The 21,149-nt window shown below is 64.8% G+C and carries 21 protein-coding genes; 7 read left to right on the top strand and 14 right to left on the bottom strand.

What is annotated here, in order from left to right; genetic code table 11:
* Window positions 1–50 precede the first annotated feature (50 nt).
* The 5 genes from ppk2 to ruvC all read right to left on the bottom strand — a co-directional run bounded on the left by ppk2 (window position 51) and on the right by ruvC (window position 4,010).
* Window positions 51–929, bottom strand: coding sequence for a polyphosphate kinase 2 (gene ppk2, locus BHD06_RS01375; protein WP_254892295.1), 879 nt, complete (start codon window positions 927–929; stop codon window positions 51–53).
* A 135-nt stretch (window positions 930–1,064) separates the two neighbouring features.
* The gene (locus tag BHD06_RS01370) at window positions 1,065–1,700 is read right to left on the bottom strand and encodes a hypothetical protein (protein WP_080455178.1); all 636 of its coding nucleotides are present in this window, start codon (window positions 1,698–1,700) and stop codon (window positions 1,065–1,067) included.
* 109 nt (window positions 1,701–1,809) lie between these two features.
* Window positions 1,810–2,838: a Holliday junction branch migration DNA helicase RuvB gene (gene ruvB, locus BHD06_RS01365; protein ID WP_080455177.1), complete on the bottom strand. Its 1,029-nt coding sequence runs from the start codon at window positions 2,836–2,838 to the stop codon at window positions 1,810–1,812.
* Between the two features lie 3 nt (window positions 2,839–2,841).
* Complete coding sequence (gene ruvA / locus BHD06_RS01360) at window positions 2,842–3,507, bottom strand: Holliday junction branch migration protein RuvA (protein ID WP_080455176.1); 666 nt, start codon at window positions 3,505–3,507, stop codon at window positions 2,842–2,844.
* Window positions 3,504–4,010 (bottom strand): crossover junction endodeoxyribonuclease RuvC, encoded by a 507-nt coding sequence (gene ruvC / locus BHD06_RS01355; protein ID WP_080455175.1) that lies wholly within the window; start codon window positions 4,008–4,010, stop codon window positions 3,504–3,506. The genes ruvA and ruvC overlap by 4 nt, the downstream gene beginning before the upstream one ends.
* Window positions 4,011–4,320: 310 nt before the next feature.
* On the opposite strand from ruvC, the gene BHD06_RS01350 reads away from it, so the two are divergent.
* Window positions 4,321–4,518: a DUF1127 domain-containing protein gene (locus BHD06_RS01350; RefSeq protein ID WP_080455174.1), complete on the top strand. Its 198-nt coding sequence runs from the start codon at window positions 4,321–4,323 to the stop codon at window positions 4,516–4,518.
* Between the two features lie 90 nt (window positions 4,519–4,608).
* On the opposite strand, the gene BHD06_RS01345 is transcribed toward BHD06_RS01350, so the two are convergent.
* The 6 genes from BHD06_RS01345 to BHD06_RS01320 all read right to left on the bottom strand — a co-directional run bounded on the left by BHD06_RS01345 (window position 4,609) and on the right by BHD06_RS01320 (window position 10,737).
* Entirely contained in the window at window positions 4,609–4,953 is a 345-nt protein-coding gene (locus tag BHD06_RS01345) for a hypothetical protein (RefSeq protein WP_080455173.1), read from the bottom strand.
* Between the two features lie 109 nt (window positions 4,954–5,062).
* Entirely contained in the window at window positions 5,063–5,935 is an 873-nt protein-coding gene (locus BHD06_RS01340) for a 50S ribosomal protein L11 methyltransferase (RefSeq protein ID WP_080455172.1), read from the bottom strand.
* A gap of 21 nt (window positions 5,936–5,956) precedes the next feature.
* Window positions 5,957–7,189, bottom strand: a complete 1,233-nt coding sequence (locus BHD06_RS01335; RefSeq protein ID WP_080455171.1) for an MFS transporter — start codon at window positions 7,187–7,189, stop codon at window positions 5,957–5,959.
* Window positions 7,190–7,252: 63 nt separating this feature from the next.
* Window positions 7,253–7,660: a hypothetical protein gene (locus tag BHD06_RS23545; protein ID WP_176214235.1), complete on the bottom strand. Its 408-nt coding sequence runs from the start codon at window positions 7,658–7,660 to the stop codon at window positions 7,253–7,255.
* Between the two features lie 251 nt (window positions 7,661–7,911).
* Window positions 7,912–8,406 carry a bacterioferritin gene (locus BHD06_RS01325; protein ID WP_080455169.1) on the bottom strand — a complete coding sequence of 165 codons (495 nt, stop codon included), beginning with the start codon at window positions 8,404–8,406 and terminating at the stop codon, window positions 7,912–7,914.
* A gap of 129 nt (window positions 8,407–8,535) precedes the next feature.
* Window positions 8,536–10,737: a primosomal protein N' gene (locus tag BHD06_RS01320; RefSeq protein WP_376764833.1), complete on the bottom strand. Its 2,202-nt coding sequence runs from the start codon at window positions 10,735–10,737 to the stop codon at window positions 8,536–8,538.
* Window positions 10,738–10,839: 102 nt separating this feature from the next.
* Between BHD06_RS01320 and fsa the strand changes: the two genes are divergently transcribed.
* The 3 genes from fsa to BHD06_RS01305 are packed head-to-tail and all read left to right on the top strand — an operon-like array spanning window position 10,840 to window position 13,157.
* Window positions 10,840–11,493, top strand: a complete 654-nt coding sequence (fsa, locus tag BHD06_RS01315) for a fructose-6-phosphate aldolase (protein ID WP_080455167.1) — start codon at window positions 10,840–10,842, stop codon at window positions 11,491–11,493.
* 39 nt (window positions 11,494–11,532) lie between these two features.
* Complete coding sequence (locus BHD06_RS01310) at window positions 11,533–12,240, top strand: DUF484 family protein (protein WP_080455166.1); 708 nt, start codon at window positions 11,533–11,535, stop codon at window positions 12,238–12,240.
* Window positions 12,237–13,157, top strand: coding sequence for a tyrosine recombinase XerC (locus tag BHD06_RS01305; RefSeq protein ID WP_080455165.1), 921 nt, complete (start codon window positions 12,237–12,239; stop codon window positions 13,155–13,157). Before BHD06_RS01310 ends, BHD06_RS01305 begins: the two co-directional genes overlap by 4 nt.
* Before the next feature lie 296 nt (window positions 13,158–13,453).
* Here the strand turns inward: BHD06_RS01305 and BHD06_RS01300 are convergent, their stop codons facing one another.
* The gene (locus BHD06_RS01300) at window positions 13,454–13,738 is read right to left on the bottom strand and encodes a hypothetical protein (protein ID WP_080455164.1); all 285 of its coding nucleotides are present in this window, start codon (window positions 13,736–13,738) and stop codon (window positions 13,454–13,456) included.
* 135 nt (window positions 13,739–13,873) lie between these two features.
* Window positions 13,874–15,643 carry a trypsin-like peptidase domain-containing protein gene (locus BHD06_RS01295; protein ID WP_080455163.1) on the bottom strand — a complete coding sequence of 590 codons (1,770 nt, stop codon included), beginning with the start codon at window positions 15,641–15,643 and terminating at the stop codon, window positions 13,874–13,876.
* 167 nt (window positions 15,644–15,810) lie between these two features.
* On the opposite strand from BHD06_RS01295, the gene BHD06_RS01290 reads away from it, so the two are divergent.
* From BHD06_RS01290 to glyS, 3 genes are read left to right on the top strand one after another with little or no spacing between them, the layout of a single operon-like run.
* A complete protein-coding gene (locus BHD06_RS01290; RefSeq protein WP_080455162.1) occupies window positions 15,811–16,740 on the top strand; it encodes a glycine--tRNA ligase subunit alpha in 930 nt (309 codons plus the stop codon).
* Window positions 16,740–17,264, top strand: coding sequence for a DUF6446 family protein (locus BHD06_RS01285; RefSeq protein ID WP_080455161.1), 525 nt, complete (start codon window positions 16,740–16,742; stop codon window positions 17,262–17,264). The genes BHD06_RS01290 and BHD06_RS01285 overlap by 1 nt, the downstream gene beginning before the upstream one ends.
* A gap of 5 nt (window positions 17,265–17,269) precedes the next feature.
* On the top strand, window positions 17,270–19,522 hold the full coding sequence (gene glyS / locus BHD06_RS01280) for a glycine--tRNA ligase subunit beta (RefSeq protein WP_080455160.1): 2,253 nt from the start codon (window positions 17,270–17,272) through the stop codon (window positions 19,520–19,522).
* A 242-nt stretch (window positions 19,523–19,764) separates the two neighbouring features.
* Here glyS and BHD06_RS01275 read toward each other — a convergent pair whose 3' ends face one another.
* A complete protein-coding gene (locus BHD06_RS01275; RefSeq protein WP_080455159.1) occupies window positions 19,765–21,141 on the bottom strand; it encodes an FAD-binding oxidoreductase in 1,377 nt (458 codons plus the stop codon).
* Window positions 21,142–21,149 lie beyond the last annotated feature (8 nt).

Genomic DNA, 21,149 nt, shown 5'->3' with positions numbered 1-21,149 from the left:
CCCACACGAACAAGCGCTCTCGCACCAGCCTCGACCTTGATCAGCAAAAATCAGCGCGGCTTGCGACCGTCGGGATGCAGCGACTTGCCCAGGATATGATCGCTCTTGTGCAGCACATGCTGCGCGGTCGAGACGATCAGCGGGTCGGGCGCGTGCGCCACTTTCAGGTCCTTGCCCGGATAATCCAGCGAATTGAGGAAATGCATCATGCAATTGAGCCGCGCGCGCTTCTTGTCGTCGGATTTCACCACGGTCCAGGGCGCATCGGCGGTGTCGGTGTAGAAAAACATCGCCTCCTTGGCCTCGGTGTAATCCTCCCACTTGTCAAGGCTGGCGCGGTCGATCGGGCTCAGCTTCCAGTGTTTCAGCGGATCGGTCTCGCGGCTGGCGAAGCGCGCGCGCTGTTCGCCCTGCGTGACTGAGAACCAGAACTTGAAGAGCCGGATGCCGGAGCGCACCAGCATGCGCTCCAACTCGGGCGTCTGGCGCATGAACTCGAGATATTCATGCGGCTCGCAAAACCCCATCACGCGCTCAACCCCGGCGCGATTGTACCACGACCGGTCATAAAGCACGATTTCTCCGGCGGTGGGCAGATGCTCCACATAGCGCTGGAAATACCACTGGCCCCTCTCCTGATCGGTCGGCTTGTTGAGCGCCACCACCCGCGCGGTGCGGGGGTTGAGATGCTCGGTAAAGCGCTTGATCGTGCCGCCCTTACCGGCAGCGTCGCGCCCCTCGAACAGCAGCACGAATTTCTCGCCGGTCTCCTGCGCCCATAGCTGCACCTTGAGCAATTCGGCCTGCAATTTCGCCTTCTGCGCTTCATAGCTGCGGCGGCTGAGCCGGGTCGCATAGGGGTAGTCGCCGTTCTCGAAGGCCAGCCGCAGCGCGGTCGTATCCTGCGGGCGGGTGGCGGTGGGGGTGATGTCGGTGTCGGGCGTGCCGTCCAAGGCCTCTGTCTGTGTCACGTGGCGGTCCCTCGCGCTTGTTGGTAAGATGACGCCAAGTCTAGCCGTAACGCGCGCGGCCCGCCTTGATGCGTGTCAAACCCGCGCCGCGCGCTACAGCACGGTCAGCCGCGCGCTCAGCCGCAGCGCGTGGCTCGGGTCCTGCGCGACGGCAGGCAGCACCGGGTCATAGCCCGCCCGAATAAGCGCGCCGATCTCGGGGCGCAGCATCAGCTCACCTCCCGGCAATGCCGCCAGCGGTGACCTGTCGGTAAAGGCACGGTCCGACCACAGCAGGATGGTCTGCACGATCTGGCTCAGCGCCAGCGTCTCGGCGGGCACCGCACTCAATTCCTCGTCCATCCGCAGGAACACGAAGGACGCCCGGATCGCGCCGCCGGCGTCAAACCGGAAGACGCGATACTGATTGGCCCCCGCCGCCACCAGCCGGTCCACCAACGGATCAAGATCGGGCACCAGCCGGTCCATATCCGGCACCTCGCGCAACTCTTCCCAGTCGCGAAAGAAAAAGATCATCAGGTTCGCGCCCAGTTCCGGGTCGGTCTCAGCCATCTTGTGTCCCGCCAGCGCCACCACCGCCTCGACCGCGCCCTTGACGATCCCGAGCGTCCGGTCATCGACGCCAAAGACGATCGGCGCGATGGGCCGCCCCCAGCGGGCAAACAGAAACGTCCCGTCGCTGCGGGTAAACAGTTCCTCGATCTCATCCGCGTTCAGGGTCTCGCTCATCGGTCAGCCTTTCGTTGCGGCCTCGCTCTAGCAGGCCCGCCCCGATCCCGCAAACCCATGTTTCTTTATGGCAAAAATACTCAAATCCGGCACCTGCCCCGGGGCACCGTCACTTGCCGAACAGATCGCTCTGGCCTTTGGGTCCCGGCGCTGGCAACCCCAGATGTGTCCAGCCCCCCTGCGCCAGCATCCGCCCGCGCGGGGTGCGCTGGATGAGGCCCTGTTGCAAGAGAAACGGCTCGATCACCTCTTCCAGCGCGTCGCGGCTCTCGCTCAACGCGGCACTCATGGTCTCGATCCCCACCGGACCGCCCTGATAGGCCTCGGCAATCAGCCGCAGATAGCGTCGGTCAGCCCCATCCAGCCCCAGATGATCCACCCCCAACCGGGTGAGCGAGGCATCGGCCAGTTCCCGGCTGATCTTGCCACCACCCTCGACCACCGCGAAATCCACCACCCGGCGCAGCAGTCGGCCCGCGATGCGCGGCGTCCCGCGCGAGCGGCGGGCAATCTCGCGCGCGCCATCCGGGTCGGTGGGAATGTTCAGCAGCTTCGCATTGCGCCGCACGATCTCGTGCAACTCGTCGATCTCGTAGAATTGCAGGCGCGTCGGAATGCCGAACCGGTCGCGCAGCGGCGTCGTGAGCAGCCCCAGCCGCGTCGTCGCCCCGACCAGCGTGAAGGGTTGCAACTCGATCCGCACGGTGCGCGCGGCGGGCCCCTCGCCGATCACCAGATCAAGCTCGAAATCCTCCATCGCCGGATAAAGCACCTCTTCCACCGCAGCGTTGAGACGGTGAATTTCGTCGATGAAGAGCACATCGTTGCGCTCCAGATTGGTCAGAATCGCCGCCAGATCCCCCGCCTTTGCCAGCACCGGGCCGGATGTCATCCGAAACCCCACCCCCAGTTCGCGCGCCATGATCTGCGCCAGCGTCGTCTTGCCCAGACCGGGCGGCCCGTGAAACAGCGTGTGATCCATCGCATCGCCGCGCTGCCGCGCCGATTGGATGAACACCGCCAGATTGGCCCGCGCCTCGCGCTGCCCGATGAATTCCGACAGCGCCTGTGGCCGCAGGCTACGGTCCTGATCCTCGGGCAGTGCCTCGGCGCGCAATGTCGGGTCCGGGTCGCTCACATCTTAGCCTTTCGGTGCCAGCAGGCGCAGGGCCGCGCGGATCAGCGCGGGGGTGTCGGCCTGCGCCGTCTCACCCGCCGCCTGCGCCACCGCGCCCGCCGCCTCGCCCGGGGCATAGCCCAGATTGGTCAACGCCGACAGCGCCTCGGCCTGCGCACCATTGCCCGCAGGCACCACCGGGGCCGCGACGGGGGCGGCAACGCTCTCCGCCTCGATCACCTCGCCCGCGTCCTGCGCGGGCGGCGGCGCGCTGCCCATGGCCATCACCGTGGGCGCCTTGTCCTTCAACTCGTTAATCACGCGCTGTGCGGTCTTGGCCCCCACCCCCTTGGCCGCCGTCACCGCGTTCCAATCGCCGATGGCAATCGCGCGGCTGACCCCATCGGGGCCGAGCGCACCCAGAATGGCCAGCGACGCCTTGGCCCCGATCCCCTGCACACTCATCAGCAAGCGGTGCCATTCCTTCTCCACCAGCGTCGGAAAACCGAAGAGCTGCAAAATATCCTCGCGCACCAGCAGATCGGTATAAAGCGCGGCCATCCCCCCTACGCCCGGCAGCGACGACAACGTCCGGTCCGAGCAATAGACGAGATAGCCCACCCCGCGCACGTCAATGAGCACGTGATCGCTCGCGCGATAGTCGATCCGCCCGGCAATCCGCCCGATCATGCGCCCGCCCTCGCCACTGCGCGCGCCAGCATGTCGCCCGAGCGCGCGTGATGCGCATGGCAAATGGCAATCGCCAGCGCATCCGCCGCATCCGGCCCGGCCAGCACCACGCCCGGCAGTTGCACCTTGACCATATGCGCCACCTGCTCCTTGGCGGCATGGCCCACGCCCACCACCGTCTTCTTGACCGAATTGGGCGCGTATTCGCCCACGCTCAGCCCGTATTGCGCAGGCACCAAGAGGGCGATACCCCGCGCCTGCCCCAGCTTGAGCGTGCCCGCCCCGTCCTTGTTGACAAAGGTCTGCTCGACCGCCGCCGCGGTCGGATCATAGCGATGAAAGATGTCCGTGAGTTGCTCATGCAACGACAACAACCGCGCGCCGAGGTCCGCGCCGGTCGAATGGCAGACGCCGTTTGCAACATGGCTCAGGCGGCTGCCCTCCACGTCGATCACGCCCCAGCCCATGTTGCGCAACCCGGGATCTATGCCCATTACCCGCATGTTTATCAGCCCTGCCCGCCTGTTTTCCGATGCAATAGCACGAAACAAGAACAAAGACCAAGGGGAATACGAGTTTTCATTTTGCACACCGCCGGGGCAAAGCGTTGCAGAATTGCCCCCACCGGCGGAATCACACTATGGTGTGAAAATATAATATATTTTTAAAACAATATCTTACGCCACAATGCGACCCATGCAGAGAATGCATAAGAACTATGCAATAATCCCGGCTTGCGGTAACGAGGATGTCTGACTAGCTGCACTGCAGAAACGGAATTTCTCCGTACCCACCCAGCCAAGGAACACGCTCATGGCCGCTCTCGACACCACCCGCACCCACGCCTCTCACGCCGGTTTCGGCGCTCTCGTCTCGCGCATCGTCGCCACGCTCTCCGCATGGAACGAACGCCGCGCCACGCGCAACGCGCTGTCGCAACTGTCGGACCGCGAACTTGACGATATCGGCCTGAGCCGTGGCGATATCGACGCCGTCGCCCGCAGCCTGTGATGCCACAGCGCGCGGTCCCGCCCCGTCAAAACGGCAAAAGCCCTGCACAGGCATGACCTGCGCAGGGCTTTTTCTTGTGTGCTGACCGGATCAGCGCAGGACAGGTGCCAGATAGCGCGCCATGATCAGCGTCAACGGGTCGGGCTGCATCACCAGCGCGCCCGCCTGCTCGACATGACTGCCTTCGGCCAGTAGCGCGATGCGTTCCTCGTAGGTCACCGACCCGAGATGGGCGAGCACGACAGCCTTGAAGAAGACGAATCCGAGAACGAGATACAGCAGGCCGCGCAGCGGAATGATCGGCATCCGCCGCCGGGGCTTGAAGACGATGAGGCCGTCGCGTCCGACCTTGCCGACATATCCGCGCTCGAAACGGGCACGCTTGCGACTGATCGACCGGAGCCGGGTCTGAAAACCTTGACGCACATCACTCATGGCAACATTTCCCTAATCACGACCCCCACCGCGATTGAGAAAAAACTACGCCTCAATTATGGCCATAACAAGGCAAGAAATTTGGATCGGTCCAATTTTCGACGTATTTTCAGTGGTTTTTAGACAACACCAGCGTCGTCCAGTCACCAATGCCCTCGCGATGATCGAGACTGTTTCCAGCCTGCGCATAAACCGAGATCACCTCGTCGGCCTGCTCGTTCAAGATGCCCGAGAGAATCACCTTTCCGCCCGGCCGCAGCCGCGCCGTGATCTCGGGGGCGAGCGCGATCAGCGGCCCCTTGAGGATATTGGCAAAGACCAGGTCATAGGGGCTTGCGGCCTGCAACTCGGGATGATCGAGCCCGGTCGCCTCGACACAACGCACCCGGTCGCCCAGATCGTTGGCCGTGACATTGGCCTGCGCCACCTCGACCGCGACCGCGTCGATATCCGAGGCCAGCACCACCCCCGGCCAGATCCGCGCCGCCGCCATCGCCAGAACGGCGGTGCCACAGCCCAGATCAAGCACCGAACGCCCAACAAAGCTTGCCCCGGCCAACCGGTCAAGCGCGCGCAGACAGCCCAATGTGGTGCCGTGATGCCCCGTCCCGAACGCCATCGACGCCTCGATCAAGAGCGGTTCGCAGCCCTCCGGCACGCGGTCTCCATCGTGACTGCCATAGACGAAAAACCGCCCCGCCTCGACCGGGCTCAGGTCGCGCCGCACCTTGGCGACCCAGTCCACCTCGGGCAGTTCCGATACGGCAAAGGGCCGCGCCTCGTGGATCGTCGCCAGCAGGGCCAGCCCCGCCTCGTCCGGGGCCTCCTCGAAATAGGCCCCGATCTCCCACAGGCCCGATCCGTCCTCCATCTCGAAGGCCCCCACGCCTGTGGGCTCAGGCGTCAGCCCCTCCAGTGCCTCGGCCAGCGCCTCGGCTTGGCGTTTGTCAGATAGTGTGGTGAGCGCGGTATAGGTCGGCATGTCGGCCTCAACTCTTGGGGATTATTCGGCGGGTGCGGGGATGAACCGCGCAAACACCGTCTCGTTGCCCGGCTCCGGGTGGCGCGGAATCAGCAACGCAAGGCACAGCGACACACAGGCCATACCCGCCGCCGCCATGAACACCGCCGCAGGCGAGACCAACCACAGATAGCCCAGAAGGGCCGGCAGGAACACCGCCGCGATGTGGTTGATGGTGAACGCCACGGCAGCGGTCGGCGCGATGTCCCCGGGATCGGCGATCTTCTGAAAATAGGTCTTGAGTGCCAGCGCCAGTGAGAACAGCACGTGATCCACCACATAGAGCGTCGCCGCCAGCACCACGCCCCAGCTAAAGAAATAGATGCCTCCATAGGCCAGGAATACCAGCGTCAGCCCGACATATTCAAAGACCAACGTGTTGCGCTCGCCAAAACGGAACACCGCGCGCCCCATCAACGGAGCCGCCACCATGTTGACCACAAGGTTGATCAAAAACAGCGCCGTCACCTCATGCACCTCGAAACCGAACTTCTCGACCATCATGAAGCCCGCGAAGACGAAGAAAATCTGCCGCCGTGCCCCGGACATGAATTGCAGCGCATAATACAGCCAGTAGCGCCGCCGCAGCACCATTTTCTTGATTTGCGGATTGGGGGCCTCGAACTTCGGATAGGCGATCAGGCAGAATACGGCGACACAGGCGGTGAACCCGCCCGAGATCATGTAAACCGTGTTGTAGCTGATATCGAACGCCCGCCATGTCAGCACGATCAGCACATAGGCGACCAGCGTGGCCCCCGACCCTGCCGCCAGAAGCCAGCCCAGCATCTGCGGCGCGCGCAGTTTATCCAGCCATTGCAGTTGCAGCGACTGATTGACCGTCTCGAAATAGTGAAAGCCGATGGAACTCAGCATGGTGACCGTCAGGATCCCGCCAAGGCTCGGGAACTGCGCGGTCAGCGCCGTGGCCACACCCAGGAGCAAGAGCGAGACCAGCCCCAGCACCTGTTCATGCATGAACATAATGAGCGCGATCACCCCCACCGCAAAGAAGCCGGGAATCTCGCGCAATGTATGCAGCCAGCCAATGTCCGATCCGTCGAACGCCGCCACCTCGATCACGAAATTATTGAGCAGCGCCAACCACGTGGCAAAGGCCACCGGCATCGCGGCGGCCATCAGGAACAGCAGCGTGACGGGACGCCGCCAGAACGGCAGATCCCGCGCGCGCCCAAGGGGGAATTGCGCACTCATGCTCAGGTCTTACGCCCAACGCGCGGCTTTGGCGAGAGGCCAGGCCCCCGAGATCCGAAATCTTCAAGAGATTTTGACCCGCTTTCTTTCCAGGAAAGCGCCGTCCCGCCTACCCCACCCAGCGCCGTCAATCGTACCCCTGCGTCCCGTCATCCTCGCGCCCTGCGCCCCGCGATCCTCTTCGCGGGCCGCTTTCTTGAACGCATCGTCGCGCAAGGCAAGCGCCTCCTCAACGGTGACGATCTGAATGCGCGGCACCGGCTCGAATCCCTCCATCTCGAACTGCCCCGCCGCCGCCTCGGCGATCATGGTCTTCTTGGGTTCGATCAGGGTGAGGAAAATGCCGATCTCGGCGCGCTCTCGTTCCCTGACGGCCCGCGAAACGGCACGTTGTAAGAGGCGTTCGATTTGAACGGCGGGTCGAGATAGACAAGGTCCACCGAACTCGCGCGCGGTGCTCTCGCGCAGCACGCTCAGGTTGTCGCCGTATTAGAGGTGATTGCCACCGCTGAACTTCATGCCGCCCATACCGCCCGCCCCTCGCGCTCGCCCGAGTAAAGCCCGGTTTTCGTCAACATCGAGTGTAGGCGGGCGCGGGGACGGCTGTCCACCGGGTGCGGGAGGACGCGGGAGACCCAACATTCTCGGCCACGTCCGTCATCCCCGGGTTTGACCCGAGGATGACCCGGGCGCGGGGGGACGGAGGACGGCACAGCCGCCGCTCAGCCCGCGCCGTGATCGGCGCTCGTGCCGCTCATGTAATTGGTCATGAAGGCGGGCTCGCCCATCTTGCGCAAGAGGTCAAGTTGCAGGTCGAGCCATTCCCAGTGGCCCTCCTCGTCCTGCACGATCCGCTCAAAAAGGGCGCGCGTGCCGATATCGTCGCTCTCGAAGGCCTGCCGCGCGGCCTTGGTGTAGAACTCGATCGCCCCGGCCTCCTCGCCCTTGTCGGCCTCGAAGAGCGCCTTGAGGCTCTCGGCCTTATGCGGCGTCTTGGCCGCCTCCAGCTTCGGGATTCCCCCGAGGAACATGATCCGGTCGATAAAGGCTCCGGCATGGCCCAACTCCTCGTGCATCTCCTCGCGCATCTTCGCGGCCAGCTTGTCGATGCCCCAATCCTCCAGCGTGTGGGTATGCAGCAGGTATTGATGCACCGCTGTCAATTCCATCGACAGGGCGGTTTGCAAATTCTCGATACTTGTCGTGCGGTCGGCCATGGGGCTCTCCTTCGGTCTGTTTTCAAGGTCAAGGATCATCTATTCACGAAACCGCCATTTGCAACACCACGCACCGACGCAATACCGACGTGCTACAGACAGGATACAGATACCGGTTTTCGGGTCGTTTCAGTAAAAACTCTGCGGGTCGATATCCACATTCAGCCGCGCCTGCGCGGGCAACCGCAGTTGCCCCACCCATGCCGCCAGCGCGGATTGCAGCGCCACGCCCTTGGGCGCCTTGACCAGCAACCGTACCCGGTGCCGCCCCCTTATTCGCGCAATCGGCGCAGCCGCGGGGCCAAAGACCTGCGCCCCCACCGCCCGGATCGGCCCGTCCCGCCGCGCCAGTTCCGATCCCAGATCGAACACCGCCTGCATGTCGGGTGAGCTGAGGATGATCCCCGCCATCCGGCCATAGGGGGGCACCCCCGCCTCGCGCCGCGCCCCGGCCTCGGCGCGCCAGAAGCCTTCTTCGTCACCCGCCAGGATCGCGCGGATCACCGGATGCTCGGGCTGATAGGTCTGGAGCACCGCGCGTCCTGCCCGCTCGGCCCGCCCCGCGCGGCCCGCCACCTGCCGCATCAGTTGAAACGTGCGCTCGGCGGCGCGCAGGTCACTGCCCTGCAGGCCAAGGTCCGCATCGATCACGCCCACCAGCGTCAGCAGCGGAAAATTGTGTCCCTTTGCAACAAGTTGCGTGCCGATGATGATGTCGGCGGCCCCCTCGGCAATCTCCACGATCTGCTCCTTGAGCGCGCGGGCAGAACCGAAGAGATCCGACGACAGCACCGCGATCCGCGCCTGCGGGAAAAGCGCGGCCGCCTCTTCCGCCAGGCGCTCCACCCCGGGGCCTACGGCGGCCAGCCGGTCCTCAGCCCCGCAGGACGGGCAGGCAGTTGGCACCGGCGCGCTCTCGCCGCATTGATGACAGATCAGGCGCTTCTGAAAGCGATGCTCGACCATCCGCGCATCGCAATGCTCACAGCCGATCTGATGCCCGCAGGCGCGGCAGATCGTGGTCGGCGCATAGCCGCGCCGATTGAGAAACAACAGCGCCTGTTCGCCCGCCGCCACGCGGGCGTTGACCATGGTCTGCAGGCTCGGCGACACCCACCGGTTCGAGGGCAGCGTCTCGGCCCGCATGTCGATCGCCGCCAGCTCCGGCATCACCGCCGCCCCGTAACGCGCCTCCAGATCCAGCCGCTCGTATTTCCCGGCCTCGGCATTGGCCCAGCTCTCAAGGCTCGGCGTGGCCGAGGCCAACACCACCCGCGCATCACAGAGCGACGCCCGCAGCACCGCCATGTCGCGCGCATTGTAAAGCACGCCATCCTCCTGCTTATAGGAACTGTCATGCTCTTCATCGACCACGATAAGCCGCAGGTTCTGAAACGGCAGGAACAGCGCCGAGCGCGCGCCCACCACCATCTGCGCGGCCCCCTGCCCGACCATCTTCCAGGTGCGCCGCCGCTCGGTCATGGTGACGCCGGAATGCCATTCGGCGGGGCGGGCGCCGAACCGGGCCTCGACCCGCGTGAGAAACTCTGCCGTCAGCGCGATCTCGGGCAGGAGCACCAGCGCTTGCCCTCCCTGTCGCAGCGTCTCGGCCACCGCCTCCAGATAGACCTCGGTCTTGCCCGACCCGGTGACGCCGCGCAGCAATGTGGTGCCGTAGCCCCGCGATCGCACCCCGTCGCACAGCCGACCTGCGGCCTGTGCCTGATCGCCGGTCAGGCTTTTCGCAGGCAGATCCGGGTCAAGCCGAGCAAAGGGCCGGTCGCGCGGCGTATCCTCCTCGCGCACGGCGCCCTGTTTCACCAGCCCCTTGACCACGGAAGGCGTCACCCCCGCCATGTCGCTCAACTCTCGCAGGGTGAACCCCAGCCCGCCATGCGCGCGCAACACCTCCAGTACGCGGGCGCGGGCGTCGGTCATCCGCGCGGGCGCGTCCTCGCCCGGCCGGTAGATCTTCTGCATCGAGGGCGGATCGCTCAACCCCGGCGCGCGTGTGGCGAGCCGCAGCATCGCGGGCAAAGGCGTCAGCGTGTAGTCCGCCGCGCGGCACAGGAACGCCTGCATTTCGGCGCGCATCGGGGCCACATCGAGCACCCGGATGATACTGCGTGCCTTCTTCAGATCGAACCCGCCGCGCCCCGCGCCCCAGACCACGCCCAGCACCTTGCGCGGCCCCAGCGGCACCTCGACGAACGCGCCGTGCAGGCACCCCCCCTCGGGCGCGCGGTAGTCCAGTGGGCCGTCCAGCGGCTGCGCCGTCAGAACCGCCACGAGCGCGCCTTCGTGATGAAACTCCGGCGGCTGTTCAGTCACGGGGCGGCTCCTTGCCTTGGGTGTCATGAGGGGTTTCGGCAGGTTGATCTATGCGGTAAACGCGAAGCTGAAACAACCCAACCCGCCAGAGAGGGCCGGCCCATGAAATTCTTTGTCGATACCGCAGAAACCGATCAGATCGCCGAACTCAATGAGCTTGGCATGGTCGATGGCGTCACCACCAACCCGTCTCTGATCCTGAAATCCGGGCGCGACATTCTCGAAGTGACAAAGGAAATCGCCGGCATGGTCGAGGGCCCGGTCAGCGCCGAGGTCGTGGCGCTGAAGGCCGACGAGATGATCGCCGAGGGCCGCAAACTCGCGCAGATCGCCGACAATATCGCCGTCAAGGTGCCGCTGACATGGGACGGGCTCAAGGCCTGTAAAGTGCTCTCGGGCGAGGGCAACATGGTCAACGTGACGCTGTGTTTCTCGGCCAATCAGGCGCTCCTGGCGGCCAAGGCGGGGGCCACCTTCATCTCGCCCTTCATCGGGCGGCTCGACGACATCAATCTCGACGGGATGGAACTGATCGCCGATATCCGCCAGATCTACGACAATTACGGCTTCGAGACGCAGATCCTCGCGGCCTCGATCCGCACGGTGAACCACGCATTCCAGTCCGCCCAGATCGGTGCCGACGTGATGACAGCGCCGCCTGCGGTGATCAAGGCGATGGCGAACCACGTCCTCACCGACAAGGGGCTCGAGGCCTTCATGGCCGATTGGGAAAAAACAGGGCAGAAAATCCTGTAACCTCGTGCTATAACACCCAAAAGAAAATTCGAGGCCCCAATGAGCAGCAAGCCCGAGATGAATGATCACCTGCGCGAAAAGATCATCGCGCAGCCCGATGTTATCCTTGACGATCAAGACCTTATGCGCGCCCTCATAGCCGCGAATGAGCGTGCCATGGGGGGCAATATCGTCGATCTGCGCGGCATCGCGATGGAACGGCTCGAGGCGCGACTCGACCGGCTCGAGGATACGCACCGCTCGGTGATCGCCGCCGCCTACGAAAATCTCGCCGGCACCAATCAGGTGCATCGCGCGATTCTGCGCATGCTCGACCCGGTGGAGTTCGAGACCTTCCTGCGCGATCTCGACGGCGAGGTGGCGCATATCCTGCGGGTCGATTCGGTGCGCCTCGTGCTCGAATCGGTGCAGAACGACAGCGATCCCGCAGTGCGCCGTCTGGGTGATGTGCTCTCGGTGGCCGAACCCGGCTTCATCAAATCCTATCTGACGGGCGGGCGCGACGTGCCCGCACGGCAGGTGACCCTGCGCCAGATCGAAGAGGGCGACATGCGGATCTATGGCCGCGACGCCAACTTCGTGCGCTCCGAGGCGTGTCTGCTCCTGGATTTCGGCGCGGATCGCCTGCCCGGCATGCTGGTCATGGGGGCCGAGGACCCGCATCAGTTCAGCCCGCAGCAGGGCACCGACCTTCTGGCCTTCTTCGCAGGCGTGTTCGAGCGAACGATGCGCCGCTGGCTGTCATGATCTCGGCCGCCGCCCGCGACGCCCTGCAGGGCTGGCTGGCGGGGCAGAAGGCGCTCAAAGGGGCCTCCGACAATACGCTCGACGCCTACGCGCGCGATGTGGCGGGCTTTCTGGCCTTCATGACCGAACATCACGGCCAGACACAAGGATTGGCCGCGCTTTCACGGATCAGTACCGCCGACATGCGCGCCTGGATGGCCTTCACGAGGGGGCAGGATATCGGCTCTCGCTCGCTCGCGCGCAAGCTCTCGGCGGTCAAGAGCTTCTATCGCTGGCTGTCCGAGCGCGAGGGCTTCGAGCCGACCGCTGTCTTGTCGATCCGCGCGCCCAAGTTCCAGCGCAAGCTGCCCCGCCCACTCTCGCCCGAGGCCGCGAGCGAGGTGATCGAGACGCTGGAAATGCAATCCCTCACGCCGTGGATCGCCGCCCGCGATCAGGCGGTCGTGACGCTGCTCTATGGCTGCGGGCTGCGCATCTCCGAAGCGCTTGGCCTCACCGGCGCGGCGCTGCCGATCGGCGACACGCTGCGCATCATCGGCAAAGGCAACAAGGAACGGCTGGTCCCGGTGATCGCGCCCGCCCGCATGGCGGTGGCGGCGTATGCGCGGATCTGCCCTTATGACATCGCCCGCACCGGCCCGCTCTTTTTCGGCGCGCGCGGCGGCGCGCTCGGGCCCCGCGCGGTTCAAAAGGTGGTGGAGCGCACCCGCGCCCAGCTTGGCCTGCCCGCCAGTGCCACGCCCCATGCCATGCGCCACAGCTTCGCCACCCACCTGCTCAATGCGGGCGGCGACCTGCGCGCGATCCAGGAACTACTCGGGCATGCGTCGCTGTCGACCACGCAGGCCTATACCGGCGTCGATACCGCCCGCCTGATGGAGGTCTATGCACGCGCCCACCCGCAGGGGCGCGGCTAGAGGTCTCACCCTGGTGAAGGCAGGGGACCGGGCACGAAGCCAGCGTCCTCGCGCGGAACGGCAGAAAGACGACTCGGAGCCCAACTTGCGCATCGCGGTGCATTGGGGCGGGGGAATTTGGCCCTTAGTGGATGAGGTGGATGTATATGGACCCCGCCTGATTGCAACGGTCTGGATCGGTCTGGATCGGTGATCACGATTGCTGACGTATATCCGGCTTATCAGGGCGGCCCGATACATCGTCGCAGCGAGCCCCGATGGATATCCCCGCACGTCCCCCTCATCACACAACTGGTTTAGTAGATATCCGCACCGCCCCTGGTGGCGATATAGGTCGGGCATTCGGGGCGCGCGGTGTTGATTATCAGGTACCACACCACCTCTCCGGGCCGGCCGGTGCGCGAATATTCGCAGCCACTGGGGTGGGTCCACCATTGTCCCGCATGGTTGGCGGGCGGCATGACCGTGCTGGTCCCGCCCTTGATCGCGGTGGTGTAGCCGTAGCTTGGGGCGGATTGCGCCGTCGCGGCCGTCGCGAGGGCAGTCATCGCCACGGCAGTGGTGAACAGGATCTTTTTCATGTCTTCATACTCCGTTTTCTGACTGAGGCCGCACCGGCCAGACGAGTGAGGCGGCGCAGCGTGATCCCGATTGCACCTGCCTTGGGCGGCGGATGCAGGTCGGGTTCGTGTCAGGAAAACGGCGTTTAGAGAAAATTATTCCCAACAACTCACAAGAACGGTCATCGCACTTGCGTGGTCGGTCAGGGATTCGGGCGTAAGCGTGTCGATCTGGGCCGTCTTGCGCGGGGTGATCCCGCCGCGCACAAGCACGTCCTGCAAGGCCCCGTTGGTGGCGGCGAAGCTGACCCCGTCGGGCAGGCTGCGCCCGTCCAACTCATGCGGCAACAGCATGCCAAGCACCGCGCCCCCGGTGTCGAGCACCGGGCCGCCCGCATCGCCGTCGAGCGAGGAGAGCGTGAGACGCTTGAGATGGCTCTCGCCATGCAGCCCCTTGAGGTCGGACACCTGCCCGAAGGTCACGGTTGGAGCACCCAAAACGCCGCCATAAGAATAGCCCGCGACCGCCACATCGGACATCAGGCGCGGGGCAAGCTCCTGAAAGGTGGCGACCTCCATCGGGGCAAGGGTCTGTTGCGGTTCCAGCACCGCCACGCCGAGCGCCTCATCGGTCAGGGTCACGCGCGCCTCATAGCTGTCATCAATGGTGATCCGTCCGCATTGGCGCACGGCATCCGCCGTGGTCAGAACCGCGCCGCCACTATCGACATAGAACCCCGACCGGGTGAGGCGCGGCTTGCGCACTTCAAGCCCGGCGATCAGGTTGATGCGCTGCTCCGATTGGGCACCCTCGGCCGGATCGAGCGTGCCGGGCAGCCATTCGAAACTGTCCTGCATCTTCTGGATCAGGCGGTTGCGGCGTTCCTCGTCCCCGGCGGGCCAGATCACGGTGAACCCCTTGATCTCGCCGTCGCGGTGCCAGACCTGGGTGTGGGATATCCGAAGCGCGCCCTCACCGATCAGGGTGAAACTGTCCGCCTCAAGGCTGCGTGGTCCGGTTTCAGGCACGATCTCAAGCGTCTGCATGATGTCATAGAGCCCGGCCATTGTGTTGCGGTCGCCGCCCTGGCTGATCAACAAAACGCGCGCATCCAGGTCGCCCAACGGATTGAAATGCGCGAAGGGCGGCTCGTAGCGGTCGAATTTGACCACTGAAGTCGGGACCTGCATCGCGATACCGGTGGCATTGTCGGCAACGCGCTCCAACCCCAGCCCGTCGAATACGGCGTTATACTGGCGCAGAAGTTCGGCGCGCTGGCGGGTCGTCAGGATACCGGTGGCGTCAAAGCCGTTCTCATTCTGCCAGCGGGCCATCGCCCCGCGCGTGCCCTGCCCGAAAGCCGCATCGATGGCCCCGCCATAGACCCCGGCCCATTTGAGCGCGGTCTGCAATTGCTCGCGCTCTTGGCGGTCGAGCAGGCTTTCGCTGGCGCGAGCCTCGCGCGGGGTTTCGTCGACGGGCGCGAGCGCGGGCTCTGATGTGGCGATGGCCTCGTCGGGTGGGTCGTCAGGGGCGTCTGCCGCCGCAATCGTCGGCTGCTCCAGCAGGTTGGCCCCGATGGGCCAGAATTGGCGCTGATAATCAGAGGTTTCGGCAATATAGCTGTCGCGCGCGATCACGCCTTCGCGGCGATAGACCTGCAGCACGCGTTCGGCCTCTTCGCGCCGGTACGGTCCGAGCGCGATCGCGTACCACCCCCGTCCGAGCGAGAAGCCGTTCACGTCCGACAGATCACCCGCATAGCCGCGCGCGCTTTGCTGTGCCTCGGCAAGGCTGGGCTGAGCCTCGATCTGCACCCAGACCAGAGGATCGCTGGTGGTATCGGTGAGCGGCAAGCCTTGCGCGCGCGCGAGCGTCGGGTAGAGCAGAACTGCGGCAAGAAGTGCCAGAACGATACGCGCCATGAGATTTCCTTGGTCAAGACCGGTTGCTACAGAAATAGTCCCCTCAGGGCGTTGTAGCAAAACTGCCGGGCGATGCACCCAAAATATGCACCGCCGCGCGATTGACCCTGCCGCCCGACACGCCTAGAGAAAGGCGGCAATTTCAGGGCCAGGACCCGGGGGAGAGCATGACGCAGGCCACAGACAAACCGCGCAGTTTTCAGGAGATCATCCTGCGGCTGCAAAGCTATTGGGCCGCGCAGGGCTGTGCCGTGATGCAACCCTATGACATGGAAGTCGGGGCAGGCACCTTCCACCCCGCAACCACGCTGCGCTCTCTGGGGTCCAAACCCTGGGCCGCCGCCTATGTGCAGCCCTCGCGCCGCCCCACCGACGGGCGCTATGGCGAGAACCCCAACCGGCTCCAGCATTATTACCAGTACCAGGTGCTGATCAAACCCTCGCCGCCCGACCTGCAGGATCTCTATCTCGGCAGCCTGCGCGCCATCGGCATCGACATGGCGCTGCATGATATCCGCTTTGTCGAGGATGACTGGGAAAGCCCCACGCTCGGGGCCTGGGGCCTCGGCTGGGAGGTCTGGTGCGATGGCATGGAGGTGAGCCAGTTCACCTATTTCCAGCAGGTCGGCGGGCATGACTGCCACCCTGTCTCGGGCGAGCTGACCTACGGGCTGGAGCGGCTGGCGATGTATGTGCTGGGCATCGACCACGTGATGGAGATGCCGTTCAACGACCCCGCAGCACCCATCCCGCTGAGCTATGGCGATGTGTTCCGCCAGACCGAAGAGGAATACAGCCGCTGGAATTTCGACGTCGCCAACACCGAGGTGCTGCTGCGCCACTTTGAGGAGGCCGAGGCCGAATGCGAGGCGATCCTCGCGCAGGAGGCCACGGACCCCAAGACGGGCAAACGCATCATCATGGCGCATCCCGCCTATGACCAGTGCATCAAGGCGTCGCATATCTTCAACCTGCTCGACGCGCGCGGCGTCATTTCCGTGACCGAGCGGCAGGCCTATATCGGCAGGGTACGGGCACTGGCCAAAAAATGCGCCGATGCCTTCGTGCAGACAGAGGCCGGGGGGCAGGCAGCGTAATGGGAAAATTTCTGGCGGGGGCGATCTTGATATCCGCATTGGTGGCCGGGGCGGCCATGTATTATCTGCAGGTCTATCACTTCTACGAAGAGGTGGCGGCCACAGGCACCGACGATGTGCAACTGACCTCGCTCGTCACCGGCGCGCCCGAACCGGTGCTTTATGACGAGTTTCAGGCGATCGACGCCGACAGCAGCCCGATCCGCTACCGCGCCTGTTTCACCACCACTATGAGCCATCCGATGCTCACCGAGACCTATGAGCTGTTCGAGCGCGCTGAGCCGCTGAACGCCCCCGGCTGGTTCGACTGCTTCGATGCGCAGGCCCTCGGGGCCGCGCTCGAGGATGGGCGCGCGCTGGCGTTTCTGGGCCAAAAAGACATTCAATACGGCATCGACCGGATCGTCGCCATCACCGACGACGGCAAGGGCTATGTCTGGCACCAGATCAACCGCTGCGGCGAGGTGGTGTTCGACGGTCAGCCCGCCCCCGAGGATTGCCCCGAACCGCCGCAAGGATACTGAGCCACATGCCTGATCTGCTGATCGAACTCTTCTCCGAGGAAATCCCCGCGCGCATGCAGGCCAAGGCGGCCGAGGATCTGCGCGCGCGCCTGACCGATGCGCTGGTCGAGGCGGGGCTGACCTATGCCGGTGCGGCGGCGTTTTCCACGCCGCGGCGGCTGACGCTCACCGTGCAGGGGCTGCTCGCAACCAGCCCCACCACCCGAGAAGAGCGCAAGGGCCCGCGTATCGATGCGCCCGAAAAGGCGATCGAGGGATTTCTGCGCGGCGCAGGTGTGGCACGCGAGGATCTCGAAATCCGCGATGAGAAAAAGGGCCAGGTCTATTTTGCCACCATCACCCGGCCCGGTCGTCCTGCGGCGCAGATCGTGGCCGAGGAATTGGAGAAGCTCATCCGCAATTTCCCCTGGCCCAAGTCGATGCGCTGGGGTGCGGGCAGTCTGCGCTGGGTGCGGCCCCTTCATTCCATCCTCTGCATCCTGACCAGTGACGACGGCGAGGCGCAGGTGGTGGAGATGGAGGTGGACGGCATCCGCGCAGGCAATACGACGCGCGGCCACCGCTTCATGGCCCCCGACGCGTTTTCCGTGACCTCCTTCGACGACTACGCCACCCGTCTCAAACGCGCGCATGTGGTGCTTGACGCCGCCGAGCGGGCCGAGGCGATCTGGCAGGACGCCACCAATCAGGCCTTTGCCGCCGGTTGCGAGGTGGTCGAGGATCGCGGGCTCTTGTCAGAGGTTGCGGGGCTGGTGGAATGGCCCGTGGTGCTGATGGGCCGGATCGACGACGATTTCCTCGATCTGCCGCCCGAGGTGTTGCAGACCTCGATGAAGGAACACCAAAAATTCTTCTCGGTGCGCAACCGCAAGAGCGGCCGCATCGAACGCTTCGTCACCGTCGCCAATGTCGAGACGGCAGATCACGGCGCGACCATTCTGGCGGGCAATCAGAAGGTGCTGGCGGCGCGGCTCAGTGACGCGAAATTCTTTTGGGAGAATGACCTGCGCACGGTGCGGGAAGAGGGCCTTGAGGGCATGGCCGAGGGCCTGCGCGACGTGACCTTCCACAACAAGCTGGGATCACAGGCCGACCGCGTCGAGCGCATCGCGGCACTCGCGCGCGAGATCGCTCCGCTGGTGGGCGCCAAGCCCGATCTGGCCGCCGAGGCCGCGCGCGTGGCCAAGGCCGATCTGCAATCCGAAATGGTCGGAGAATTCCCCGAATTGCAGGGGCTGATGGGGCGCTATTATGCGCAGGCCGCAGGCCATGACGACGGCGTGCCGGAGGCCTGCGAGGAGCATTACAAGCCGCTGGGGCCAGGCGACGCCGTGCCAAGCGCGCCGGTCTCGGTCGCCGTGGCGCTCGCTGACAAGATCGACACGCTGACCGGGTTCTGGGCGATTGACGAGAAGCCCACCGGCTCGAAAGACCCCTACGCGCTGCGCCGTGCGGCCTTGGGGGTTATCCGGTTGGTGTTGGGGAACGAGTTGAGAATTGATTTAACAAATGGCCTCCTGATTTCAGGAAGGCGAAGCATGGCCTCGATGCTTTGTAGAGCTGTAGAGGTTGGCCAACATTCGATTAAATTCCCACTTCTTGAGTCCTTGGGGATCGCAAAGGGTGATTCTTCTATCGAGGAACTCAACAAGAAATCATTGGAAGCTGCCGACCTTCTAGCGAAAGGTTTCGGTTCAGGCGTCCCACCTCAGTCTTGGGAGGTTGAGAGATCCAATGACCTACTCGCCTTCCTCCACGACCGCCTCAAAGTCCATCTCAAGGACGAAGGCATCCGCCACGACGTGATCGACGCCTGCCTTGCGATGGAGGGCAATGACGACCTTACCCTGCTCGTCCACCGCGCCCGTGCGCTCGGGGCGTTCCTGAGCACCGATGATGGCGAGAACCTTCTCCAAGGCTTCAAGCGGGCCAACAACATCCTGACGCAGGCCGAGGACAAGGACGGGGTGGAATATTCCTTTGGCGCGGATGTGAAATTCGCCGAGACCGATGAGGAAAAGGCGCTCTTCGCCGCCCTCGACACCGCAGAGCCGCAGATCGGCCGTGCGCTGAAGGCAGAGGATTTCGCCGGGGCGATGCGGGCGATGGCCGCCCTGCGCCCGGCCGTCGATGCGTTTTTCGAGGCGGTGCAGGTCAATGTCGAAAACGCCGTGCTGCGCCGTAACCGCCTCAACCTGCTCAGCCGCATCCGCAGCATCTGCCTGCAGGCCGCCGACCTCACCCGCGTGGAAGGGTAGGACGACACACCGGCGGTGATGCCCTCAAGCTGCGGGTTGCGACCCGAAGAAAGTGCCGCGGGGTGCGGCAACGGCAGCCAGAGGCCATTGTTAACCTTGAGGCTATTTCGGCAATAGGCAGAAAAACCTGCAATGCCACCCCTCGAACCAACGTCCGAGCGGCCTGAAGCGCCCCGGAGCAGGACTGGGACACTCCTGACAGGTGGCGAACACTCGGGCAAAGCCCGCGCGCGCGCCGACCGTCAGTCGCCGGGCGGCACCAGCTTGCCAGGGTTCATGATGCCCAACGGGTCGAGCGTCGCCTTGATCGCCCCCATCATCGCCCATCCAGCCCCATGCTCGCGCGTCATGTAGTCGAGCTTGCCCACACCGATCCCGTGCTCGCCAGTGGCGGTACCACCCAATGCGAGGCTGCGCTCGACCATGCGCGCGGCGGCGGCCTTGGCGCGGGCGAGTTCATCGGGCTTGCTCTCATCCACCAAGAGCACCGCATGAAAGTTGCCATCCCCCACATGGCCCAGGATCGGCCCCGGCACCCCGGCCTCGTGCAGGTCGGCGCGGGTTTCCTCGATGGCCTGCGCCAGCTTCGAGATCGGCACGCAGATATCAGTGACGACCGCGCGCGCGCCCGGCCGCATTGCGAGGATCGCGTAATAGGCATTGTGCCGCATGGTCCAGAGCGCAGTACGCGCCTCGGTCCGTGTCGCCCAGTCAAAACCCGATCCGCCATGATCGGCGGCGAGCGCGCCGAAACTTTCGGCCTGTTCGGTCACGCCGTTGGCACTGCCATGAAACTCCAACAGCAGATGCGGCTTTTCCGGCAGATCCATGCCCGAATAGGCGTTGACCGCCCGCACGCTTTCGATATCCATCAATTCGATCCGCGCCATCGGCACCCCGCATTGGATGGTGTCGATCACCGTCTGCACGGCGTCGCTCACGCTCTCGAAGGCGCAGACCGCCGCCGAGACCGCCTCTGGCTGGCCATGCAACCGCAGCGTCAGTTCCGTCATCAACCCGAGCGTGCCCTCGGAGCCGACGAACAGCCCGGTCAAATCATATCCGGAGGAGGATTTGCGCGCCCCCGTCCCGGTGCGCAGGATCTTGCCCGCTGCCGTCACCACCTCGAGCGCCAGCACATTGTCGCGCATCGTGCCATAGCGCACGGCGGTGGTGCCACTGGCGCGGGTCGCGGCCATCCCGCCAAGCGAGGCATTGGCCCCGGGATCGACCGGGAACATCAGCCCCGTGGCGCGCAACTCCTCGTTCAGCGATTCGCGGGTGACACCGGGTTGCACGCGCGCGGTCATGTCCGCCTGGGCGATTTCCAGCACGCGGTTCATGCGGCTGAAATCCACCGCGACACCGCCCTCGAAGGCCTGCGCCTGCCCCTCTAGCGACGTGCCGATGCCCCAGCCCACCACCGGCACGCGATGACGCGCGCAAATCGCCACGATCCGCGCGACCTCCTCGGTATTTTCGGGATAGGCCACCGCATCGGGCGGGGCAGCGGGGAAATACGACTCGCTGCGCCCGTGCAGGTCAAGATCGGACTTGGACCGGGTCAGCCGTTGGCCTAGACAGGAGTGGAGTTCGGCGATTGCGTTTTCGATGTCCATGGCGTGGC

Source organism: Roseovarius sp. A-2, assembly GCF_002072155.1.
Classification (GTDB): Bacteria; Pseudomonadota; Alphaproteobacteria; order Rhodobacterales; family Rhodobacteraceae; genus Roseovarius.
This window is presented reverse-complemented; position numbering and strand designations above follow the sequence as displayed.

What these genes read in the sequence shown, in the direction of transcription:
- BHD06_RS01370 (WP_080455178.1), bottom strand. Translation starts at nt 1,700, where the DNA reads ATGAGCGAGACCCTGAACGCGGATGAGATCGAGGAACTGTTTACCCGC.
- BHD06_RS01335 (WP_080455171.1), bottom strand. Translation starts at nt 7,189, where the DNA reads ATGAGTGCGCAATTCCCCCTTGGGCGCGCGCGGGATCTGCCGTTCTGG.
- BHD06_RS01350 (WP_080455174.1), top strand. Translation starts at nt 4,321, where the DNA reads ATGGCCGCTCTCGACACCACCCGCACCCACGCCTCTCACGCCGGTTTC.
- BHD06_RS01340 (WP_080455172.1), bottom strand. Translation starts at nt 5,935, where the DNA reads ATGCCGACCTATACCGCGCTCACCACACTATCTGACAAACGCCAAGCC.
- ruvA (WP_080455176.1), bottom strand. Translation starts at nt 3,507, where the DNA reads ATGATCGGGCGGATTGCCGGGCGGATCGACTATCGCGCGAGCGATCAC.
- fsa (WP_080455167.1), top strand. Translation starts at nt 10,840, where the DNA reads ATGAAATTCTTTGTCGATACCGCAGAAACCGATCAGATCGCCGAACTC.
- BHD06_RS01300 (WP_080455164.1), bottom strand. Translation starts at nt 13,738, where the DNA reads ATGAAAAAGATCCTGTTCACCACTGCCGTGGCGATGACTGCCCTCGCG.
- BHD06_RS01295 (WP_080455163.1), bottom strand. Translation starts at nt 15,643, where the DNA reads ATGGCGCGTATCGTTCTGGCACTTCTTGCCGCAGTTCTGCTCTACCCG.
- ruvC (WP_080455175.1), bottom strand. Translation starts at nt 4,010, where the DNA reads ATGCGGGTAATGGGCATAGATCCCGGGTTGCGCAACATGGGCTGGGGC.
- BHD06_RS01305 (WP_080455165.1), top strand. Translation starts at nt 12,237, where the DNA reads ATGATCTCGGCCGCCGCCCGCGACGCCCTGCAGGGCTGGCTGGCGGGG.
- BHD06_RS01345 (WP_080455173.1), bottom strand. Translation starts at nt 4,953, where the DNA reads ATGAGTGATGTGCGTCAAGGTTTTCAGACCCGGCTCCGGTCGATCAGT.
- BHD06_RS01310 (WP_080455166.1), top strand. Translation starts at nt 11,533, where the DNA reads ATGAGCAGCAAGCCCGAGATGAATGATCACCTGCGCGAAAAGATCATC.
- glyS (WP_080455160.1), top strand. Translation starts at nt 17,270, where the DNA reads ATGCCTGATCTGCTGATCGAACTCTTCTCCGAGGAAATCCCCGCGCGC.
- BHD06_RS01290 (WP_080455162.1), top strand. Translation starts at nt 15,811, where the DNA reads ATGACGCAGGCCACAGACAAACCGCGCAGTTTTCAGGAGATCATCCTG.
- BHD06_RS01275 (WP_080455159.1), bottom strand. Translation starts at nt 21,141, where the DNA reads ATGGACATCGAAAACGCAATCGCCGAACTCCACTCCTGTCTAGGCCAA.
- BHD06_RS01325 (WP_080455169.1), bottom strand. Translation starts at nt 8,406, where the DNA reads ATGGCCGACCGCACGACAAGTATCGAGAATTTGCAAACCGCCCTGTCG.
- BHD06_RS01285 (WP_080455161.1), top strand. Translation starts at nt 16,740, where the DNA reads ATGGGAAAATTTCTGGCGGGGGCGATCTTGATATCCGCATTGGTGGCC.